9 protein-coding genes are annotated in these 9,679 nt (G+C 26.6%); all 9 read right to left on the bottom strand.

All coding sequences use genetic code 11. The features are described from left to right. On the bottom strand, positions 1 to 796 hold a 796-nt coding region (locus NSA58_RS11035), incomplete at its 3' end, for a glycosyltransferase family 2 protein (protein WP_257560464.1). A 13-nt stretch (positions 797 to 809) separates the two neighbouring features. After that, a complete protein-coding gene (locus NSA58_RS11030) occupies positions 810 to 2,837 on the bottom strand; it encodes an SP_1767 family glycosyltransferase (protein WP_074429355.1) in 2,028 nt (675 codons plus the stop codon). Continuing rightward, positions 2,834 to 3,832: a glycosyltransferase family A protein gene (locus NSA58_RS11025; RefSeq protein WP_257560463.1), complete on the bottom strand. Its 999-nt coding sequence runs from the start codon at positions 3,830 to 3,832 to the stop codon at positions 2,834 to 2,836. Before NSA58_RS11025 ends, NSA58_RS11030 begins: the two co-directional genes overlap by 4 nt. 27 nt (positions 3,833 to 3,859) lie before the next feature. Beyond that, positions 3,860 to 5,020 carry a polysaccharide pyruvyl transferase family protein gene (locus tag NSA58_RS11020; protein ID WP_257560462.1) on the bottom strand — a complete coding sequence of 387 codons (1,161 nt, stop codon included), beginning with the start codon at positions 5,018 to 5,020 and terminating at the stop codon, positions 3,860 to 3,862. 20 nt (positions 5,021 to 5,040) lie between these two features. Then, the gene (locus NSA58_RS11015; RefSeq protein WP_257560461.1) at positions 5,041 to 6,231 is read right to left on the bottom strand and encodes a glycosyltransferase; all 1,191 of its coding nucleotides are present in this window, start codon (positions 6,229 to 6,231) and stop codon (positions 5,041 to 5,043) included. A 4-nt stretch (positions 6,232 to 6,235) separates the two neighbouring features. Then, positions 6,236 to 7,258 (bottom strand): glycosyltransferase family 2 protein, encoded by a 1,023-nt coding sequence (locus tag NSA58_RS11010; protein ID WP_079764734.1) that lies wholly within the window; start codon positions 7,256 to 7,258, stop codon positions 6,236 to 6,238. A 6-nt stretch (positions 7,259 to 7,264) separates the two neighbouring features. After that, the gene (locus NSA58_RS11005; protein WP_074429351.1) at positions 7,265 to 7,999 is read right to left on the bottom strand and encodes a glycosyltransferase family 32 protein; all 735 of its coding nucleotides are present in this window, start codon (positions 7,997 to 7,999) and stop codon (positions 7,265 to 7,267) included. A 2-nt stretch (positions 8,000 to 8,001) separates the two neighbouring features. Further along, positions 8,002 to 9,201, bottom strand: a complete 1,200-nt coding sequence (locus NSA58_RS11000; protein WP_074429350.1) for a glycosyltransferase — start codon at positions 9,199 to 9,201, stop codon at positions 8,002 to 8,004. Continuing rightward, a partial coding sequence (locus NSA58_RS10995; protein WP_257560460.1) for an acyltransferase occupies positions 9,201 to 9,679 on the bottom strand: 479 nt, incomplete at its 5' end. The genes NSA58_RS10995 and NSA58_RS11000, both read right to left, overlap by 1 nt.

The following is a 9,679-nucleotide window of genomic DNA, read 5'->3' as shown; positions in this document are numbered from 1 at the left end:
CGATCTTATATAGTGCCAAGTATTTATTTATATATAATTGTGCTGACTTGCTATTAATACTTGGAACTTTATCATATAAAAATCTAAATATTTCTCTTCTATCATCATATGACTTAAGTACATTTAAAGAAAACTCACTTCTAATTAAACTTCCTTCTCTTTGAAAATAGTAATATAGTTCTTCATATAAATGTATAATTTTTTTCGCTTTATATAGCAATTTATATGTAACATACCCATCTTCATATAATTTTCCAAAAGGAAATCTTATGTCTTCAAATAACTCTTTTTTATATATTTTATTCCATACAACAACTTGAATTTCTCTTTTATCACTGTATTCACCAAAATAATTTTCTAATGCCTCTATATTATTAAACTCTTTTACATTAATTTTTTTACTCTTATCTCTAGTGTTAATCTTATTATTATCATAAATTTTTTTATATTCACACGATACTATATCAGCTTTGATATCATTATAACTGTACATATATTGAAACATATCTAATGATACAAAGTCATCGCTATCTACAAATCCAATATACTCTCCTTGTGCTATATCTATTCCCTTATTTCTAGCATCAGATAATCCTCCATTTTCCTTATGTATAACTTTAACCCTATCATCAATTTTGGCATATTCGTCACAAATTCTACCACTACTATCTGTAGAACCATCATCTACTAGAATTATCTCTATTTCTTTAAATGTCTGATTAATTAAACTATCTAAACATCTCCTTATATATTGCTCTACATTATATACGGGGACTATAATACTTATTAAAGGCATATATATTCCTCCCTTATTCTAAAATCCTAGCCATAATCTCTTCAAAATATTTTACATCTTCAATATTTTCAACATTTTGACCATCTTTTGCTTCTCCTACAAATTTAGTTTTTATAGCTATCTTACTCTTAGTCTTTTGTAAAAACCACTCATATTCAATATCTATATGCCCTATATCAATAGCTTGATAGCCTAGTTTAGCTAAGTCATACGCCATCACTGTAGCTGTTGGCCCCAATGCCAATAGAATCAACTTATTTTTTTCTATATTATTATCTACATACTTTAATACTTCGTCATATACATCAAAAGCATCTCTTTTAGGTGCAAGAATTCTTTTTATAGATTTTGTATTGTCAAATAAATCATTTCCAATTCCAAGTCTACTTTCTTCTCCCTCTATAATAATAATATCTCGATTGCTCCAAATTTCTTTTATCTTATCAAAATACTTTTTAGAATTATCCTTTTTATTAAAAATCATATAGCACCTACTTATAAAAGAATTTAAATATTTTTTCTTTTTATTTATAAGTCCAAACCAAGAATGTCCATATTTCCATATATGCCTTTTCCAATAGAACTTAGCTTCATTTTGATATTTATTTAAAGATTTAAAAACATCTGGTATACCTACTATATGATTATCCTCATCACTTTGTAATAATTCTTTCAATTTATTACTTAGTCTTTGATCATATTGTTGAAAATCTATTCTTTCTCTAGAAATCAATTTCATTTCACCATCCCCAAAACGACTTAGTGAACATTTATTTTCTATAATATAATCAATAGATTCTTCTATCGTCATAATATCTATTTTATTTGTAAATATATTTAATATCTCATATCTTCTATATGATAGTTCTATGTATATATCATATAAGTGATTATATATATACACTAAAACTCTTTTGCCCTTACTTTTTAATTTACTAAATAAAGATACTTTAACTGCTTCATTAACTATAGTTTTATCTATACTTTCCTCTAAACTATTACTCTCCATAATTTTGAAAAAGTCTTTTCTTTTGCTATTCTTCACAGATTCAATAGCACATGTGTTGAATACTATTGATTTATCGATATCAACTTCTTCAGAATATATCTGTTCTTTTATATCCTCAAGTGCTTTATAGCCTTTATCACTATGTCCCATTATTAATGATACACCACTATCTTTATCTATATTAGGTAATGAATCCTCAACACCCCAAAAATCTCCAAGTGTTAAATCACTACATCTATCTAAAGTCTTAAAGTGACAAGCATAACAAGATGGTCTTAAATAACAATTTTTTATGAAACCTTTTATATATAAACTTTCTCCATATTTTTCTGTTATCTCACTTCCATCATTAAATGTATATTTTAAAACTCCATTTTTCCAACCTTTTGACTTATCTCTGAAAGTCATATCAGTTAATTTTTTACCATTAGATAATTCTTCAATATACTTTTGCCAAATCATAGGTGATGGTACACCGTGACATATTAAATCTACTGTAATTAAATTATCATACTCTTTTCTTAAATAAGCTTTAAGCCCGCCTATTTGGCAAGGAGTACCTGAAAATAATACAAGTCTGCCACTCTTTAAAAATTTCTTAGCTATTTTAAAATTTTCACCTATATTACTTTGAACATATTTAGATCCTCTAAATACACTAAGTTCTTCTATAGTTTCAATATAATCATGTACAACATTAAAGTTTTCATCAAACCTAGCACCAAATACAACACCATTTTTCGCAATTACACTTGATGCCAATGCAGAAAATACTCCACCTGAAGAACTTTTTAGCCTTATATCTTCATCTAGGTTATAACATCCATAGGCTTTTTTCATACTCACAAAGTTTTTATCATTTATAATTGGGCATATATCTTTACACAAATTACAATTCACACATTTATTTTTATCTACGTTTGGATACCAGAATCCTTCTTCATCTATATCCATACTAATAGCTTTTTTCGGACATATATTATCACAAGCATGGCACCCACTACACATATGTTTTTCTTCTATTTTTATCATTTATGTACCATCCTTTTTAATTTATTAATAACTCTATAATAATTCAAATATAAATTATCAAAATATCTATTTTTAACTCTTCTATATAGAACTTTATCTTGTTTTGTAATTTCATTTTTATCTACTAATGCTTGATACTCTTTTTCTAATAATTCAATATTATTCGATTCGTATGCTATTGACATTCTTATTCTATTGTACAATGTAGATATCATTTCAAAATATCTTTGTTTTTCTCTTTCTGGAATATCTAACTGCTTAATTATTTCTACTCTATTTTCTTCATATCCATTCATTAGTCTTAATTTCTTATCATGATTAGTAAAAGCAGAGTGAGAATTATCGTGTCTTATATATTTCATTAGAGGTTCATCAATATATCCAGATTTACCAAAATAGGCAACTGGCAACATAATTTGTAAATTTTGTCCAAATTGAGATATATAAATCTCTTTATTTTGAATATGTTCAAATAAAGATTTTGTTCTAACCATAAAGCTTGCAGGCCAGTTATTTGTTTTTCCTAAAATTAAATCTTCAAATATATGTTCATTATTTTTTTCAATTGAACTATCTGCAAATAAAGCAATTATATTATCTAAATCACCATCATTTACATAATATCCGTTATTTCTTACCATATCATAATCAAGGTTATCTTTTAAAAATTCAACCTTAGATTCCACTGCTTTTGGAAATATAATATCATCCACATCATAAAGCATGATATATTCTCCTTCTACATATTTCAAAGCAGTGTTTATAGCTGATGCTGCTCCCCCATTTTCTTGATAAATATATTTAAATATAAATCCCCTTTGATTTAGTTTAAGTTTAAATTTATCGACTATTGTTTCACTATCATCACTTGAACCATCATTTACAAATATTATTTGTATTTTTGGATAAGTCTGCTTTAATAAACAATTAAAACATCTCTCTAAAAATTGTTCTCCATTAAAACAAGGTATTAATATTGATACTAAATCTTTCATAATCAAACTCCAAAATACTCTTTTTAATTACTTTAGTAATTTTTCTATTTCAACTTTACCTTGTAATGCTTTTTCTTTGTATGATGTCATAAAGTTTTCTAAATGTTTTCTCATTTCATCTTCGTTATTTTTCATCCATTCAAATGCATTTATCAAGTCATCTTTATTCGATAATGTTTGAACTGGTAATACATAATTCTCATATGTTCCAAATATATCTTTAGCTATCCCTTTCGCTTTCACAGAATATCCAATTACTAGTGTTGGTACACATGTAGAATACGATGCAATAGTTGAGTGAGTTCTAGCTCCAATAAACATTCTACATCTTGATATAAATCCTTTTAGCTCCATGCAGTTATAATCGCCTAGCATAATAACTCTATTTGTATCTTTAAATTTATCATATAATACTTTAAGTGGTTTTCTATCATCATTTTGTTGCCAAACTACATGAGGTATTAATGCAATTTGCATATCAGTAGTATCAATTATATGTTGTATTAAGTTTTCATAATTTTTCATAGCTGAACCACCTGATGTCTCGTAACTCATTATCATAGGGCTCATATTTATTCCTATAGTATTATTTAGTTCAAATCCTTCAGGTAATGGAAGTTCTATTTTTTCTAGTTGAAATGCTGGATCAGGTATTAATTTTGTATTTTTATTCACTTTTTTAACAGCTTCATATGATATACTTTCTCTTGTTGTTATAAGTGAATATCTACTTAAGTCCTCTGCCATTTTTTCGTCTATAAACTTAGGCTCAACAGAGCATCCCCATAAAACTGTCTTTGTTCCATTTTTATTAAAATTTCTATTTAATATCTCATATGCTTCATAACTATCATAGCAGTAGTTATCTCCGCCTATAGATATAGCTAAGTCATTTGAACTATATTTATCAAATAAGTGATCAAATGGGATTCTCTCTGCATAGCTAGCATCTTTAAATAATCTTATTTTTAAAGATGCTAGCACTCTTTTTAAATTATATTTGCCATAGCTTATTCTTAGGTCACCTAAATTAACTACCTTATCTAATCCATATAACTTATCTTCTTCTTTATTAAGAGAGTAAACCATCATATTATCTCTTCCTATTATCTTTTGTGTTCCTCTTACTATAGCCTCACATCCATGGTTTCCACTTCCACCGTGAGAATATAAAAAACAGTTCTTCATAACTTTCTCCCTTATTTGTCTCAAATTTTATTTATCAATTTTTCTACATTTAAAGTAACACTTTCAAATGTATATTTTTTTAATACATTTAAATCTTTTTTACTTAGCTTATTATATAATTTAATATCATCTAATAAACTTTTTACTCCATATACTAATCCTTCCGTATCTGGGTTTACTAAAATTCCGTTCTCTTTATTTTTAATAAACTCCAAAGGACCTATTGATTTTGCAACTACCAATGGCTTGTCCAAACACATAGCCTCTAAAACAGTTATCGACATGGACTCTACATAAGATGGATGAACATAAACATCTGCATTTTTTAAGTATGAATAAGGATTTTTTTTTCTTCCTAACAAGTAAACTTTATCCTCTAAATCATTTATCAATATTTCATGCTTAATTTTTTCATATTCTTCACCATCTCCAATTAAAAACCACTTTATTTTATAATCTAAATCAATCAGTTTTCTACAAGCAAATACACAATTAACCATTCCTTTTTCTGGAGATAATCTACCTATACTCACTATATTTACATAGTCTTTATCATATAAATCATCATCAACCTTCTCTAGTGACTTATTATATATATTATCGAAATCTATTACATTAGGAATAACCACAACCTTATCCTCTAGAATGTTGACATTATCTAATATCATCTTCTTACATCCTCCAGACACTGATACTACATGATTAAAGTTTTTATAAACATTTTCAATTGCTTTAGTCTGTTTTTCATTGTAGTCATAACTTCCATGATGCCACCATGTTACCTTATTTTTTGCATTCACAACGTATGCTACGAAATCTGTACATATTCCAATTCTATATGCAATGGCACAATCGTATTTACCTAAACTTTTGAATAAAGGCTTCAGTAATTTCTTCACCTTCGCTCCAAAAATTCTTTCTAAATAGAATACAATTCTTATAAATGCATACTTTCCTTCTCTATTTTTCAAATTATTTAAAATACATTTTAAAAATGAGCCGTATGTCTTTGTCAAATCATAAAATATTACATTTACATCATTTGGAATCTCATCTATGTAATCACCTAACTCTTCAAATAAAACTAAGTCTACTTCGTATTTATCATAATCAATATATTTGAGTAAATCCACAAGTGATCTCTCAACTCCACCCACATTCAGATGGCCATTTACAAATAATAATCTTTTTTTTATATAAATCCCTCCCATACAATTACTTTCTACTCATATAAAGTATAAGAGCTGGTATAAAAATCTTATATTTGTAGCAATATGTAATTAATTGTTGTTTTTTACTTATATTCAAGATTTTTATGTCTATATGATCAAACATTTCTCTGACTTCTTTATTATTTAATATCTTTAATATATCTTTCTTCTTGTAAGATAACTTTTTATTAGAAGCATATATATTTCCAACTGAGTTATATATAAAAAATAGTATACAATAATATATCTGTTTAGAAAAATCAAAGTCTTTTCTCTCTTCAAAGAAAGCTTTTATCTCTTTATAAAGACTAATAAAATTGTCCCATTTTTTTTCATAATATGTGTTAGTTGCAGATGTTGGATTATTGATGTAATTATAATAGCATTCACCTTTTAAATAATAAAAACTGTTTGCATAATACATAACTTGGCTGCCAAATAATAAATCTTCTGAGAATTTAATGACTTCTTTATATTTTAGTTTATTAGCTTCTATAATATCTGTTTTTATTAGCATTACTACATTTGTTATTGTTGGGGGATAATTTATAGAATCTATCATAAGCAATTTATCAAAGTATTCACTATATAGCTGTTCTTTATTATAGAATCCAGATCTTATGTCATGTGTAAATACTTCTTTTTTATCACTATTAACCTTATAACAATCACACATAACTAAATCGCAATCATATTCACTTGCTTTTTGCATCATATTAAAATACATATTCTCATCAATATAATCATCACTATCTATAAATGCTATAAAATCTCCACTAGCTACTTCAATACCTGAATTTCTAGCTGTGGAAACGCCTTCATTTTCTTTATGTATTACTTTTATTCTTTTATCACTCTCAGCATATTTTTTGCATAATTCTAAGCTATTATCTTTAGATCCATCATCAACTAGTATAATCTCTAAATTACTATATTTTTGATTTATTATACTTTGAATACACTTATCCAAATACTTTTCTGCATTATAAACTGGAACTACTACACTTATTAATGCACTCATTGCCATTCTCTCTTAACTCCTATTTTTTAAACTTCTCAATTTATTCATATTGTTCTTACCTATTACGGGGATAATAATTTTCTTAACTGCCTTTTTCACTTTAGTAGTCCAAGGTAGCCAGCTTACCAAAAATAAATGTTCGCAGTAAGTATTCTTTGTATTTTTTCTAATACAATTTCCATAATCATAAGGTGAGAAATACTCTTGAGGATATATACTTATATCACCAATTTGTTGATATTGATTATTTCTAATTAAACCTCTATTTTCCAATATATCAGTTAATCTTTGAACATTTGTAGTTAAATCTAATGAATTATCACCATTATAAAATTTAATACCATCATATCTATCAATAAATTCTTTTATCAAATCATGTTTTGGAATAGATGCCATAAAACTAGTAGCTATATAATTTTCTTCCTCAAATCCTAAAATGCACTTATTATCAAGCAAATCATCAAAAGACTTATACACTATTACATCTGTATCCATATATATCCCACCATATTGATACAAAGCGTTAATCCTAGCATAGTCACTCACATATGCAAATTTCTTATTCTCATATGCCTGTTTTACATATTCATTGCAATTTATATCAAAATTACTCTCGTTCCATTCCATAAATTTATAATCAATTAAATATTTATGCCAACTATCTATACATTTCTGAACCTTGGATGGCTTTTCTTTACCTCCAAACCAACAATAATGTATTATCTTTGGTATATTTTGACCATCCATATCTAATCCTCCAATAATGCATAAATTTTTTCTAACTCTTGCTTATTTGTATAATCTGTCATCTTTGTATTATCAATTAATCTTTGTTGAAGCTCTTTATCTTTGATTACTTCATAAATACCTTCTGCACAACCATCATTATCCATAGGTACTATAATTCCATCAAATCCATCAGTTAATTGACTTTTGGATGTTTCAAAGTTAGTTATAATAACTGGCTTATTTAATATCTGAGCTTCTCTTACAGATACTGACTTACCTTCATATCTTGAAGGTTGTACATATATATCACAAGCCTTTATATATGGATATGGATTTTCTTTTTTACCTAATAGGATTACATTATCTTGCATATTCTCTTGCTCTATTTTATTTTTTATAAAAGCTTCATCTGTTCCATATCCTATAATATACCACTTTACATTAATTCCTTTTTGTAAGATATGCTTACATATCTTTGGTACATTATCAAAGTTTTTAGCATCGGTAAATCTTCCTATTGATAATAGCTTTATTTCATCTTCATTTTTAATAAAATTATTATCATCTATTTCTTGTTCTGATTGGTAAATAATAAATTTTTCAGCTAAAACATTCTCTATAATTAAACTCTTATTCTTTAACATTGGATATATATTCAAAAATTGCTTCTCACAAATTTCTGAAACATTTACTATATAATCAACTTTTGAATATGTATCTATGTCAAATTTCTTAATTGGTATTAACTTGCTATAGTCCGTATGAACCCATGCTAATTTTTTCTTAGCTTTTACCTTCTGACCAAGTATATCCGAAATACCTAAAAAATTTATAGCTAAATCATACTCTTTATCTATTTCTGGCAATAATGGAACTATCCTATTTGATATAAACTGCATAGAACTCCATACATTACCTTCATTTCCTGACTTTATATTTTTTCTAACATCAAGCTTTGCTTTTAATCTTGCAATACCATATTTAAAGTTTTTACTGAATAATATATCTTTTATAGGTCTGTCAAATGTTGTATATTCATCTATTTTAGGTAATAAATTAACTTTATTTGGGATTAAACTCATAAACTCGCCTTCATGTCTATTTAAAAATAAATCTACATTATATTTCATGTAGTCAATAGAATCCAATAGCCCTATTAAACTTCGTTCTGCACCTCCAATAAACATCGATGGCATAATTATTAATATATCTTTCTTCATTAGTTTTTCTCCATTATTTTATCAATAACTATATTATTCTTATCTAAAGTAACAATAGAATTATCAGGTATTTCTTGATTAATTACGCATCCAGCTCCTATAACGCATTTCTTACCTATCTTAGCATTTTTAAGTAATACTACATTTGCACCAATCCATGAACTTTCACCTATAAATATTTCTCCATAAGAATGCTCTGTAGTAGAAACGCCTTCTTCTTTTGAAAATTTATGATTATTATCAATTATTTTTACATCAGGTCCAAATTGACAATTCTTTTCTATATGTATTTTGCTTTGGCAACTTATAAATGAACCTCTATTAAAATATACTCTATCTCCTATATATAACTCCCCACTATTACCTATGAAAACTTGGCCATATTCACTTATACAGGTGTTGTATCCTAAACATAACTTTCCACCATTGGACACTCTAAAACTTGTTTTTAAACTAATTGTCTGTATTGGTTTAAATT

Source organism: Terrisporobacter muris, assembly GCF_024621905.1.
Lineage (GTDB): Bacteria > Bacillota > Clostridia > Peptostreptococcales > Peptostreptococcaceae > Terrisporobacter > Terrisporobacter muris.
The sequence above is the reverse complement of the archived record's forward strand: the minus strand, read 5'-3'. Positions and strand labels throughout refer to the sequence as shown.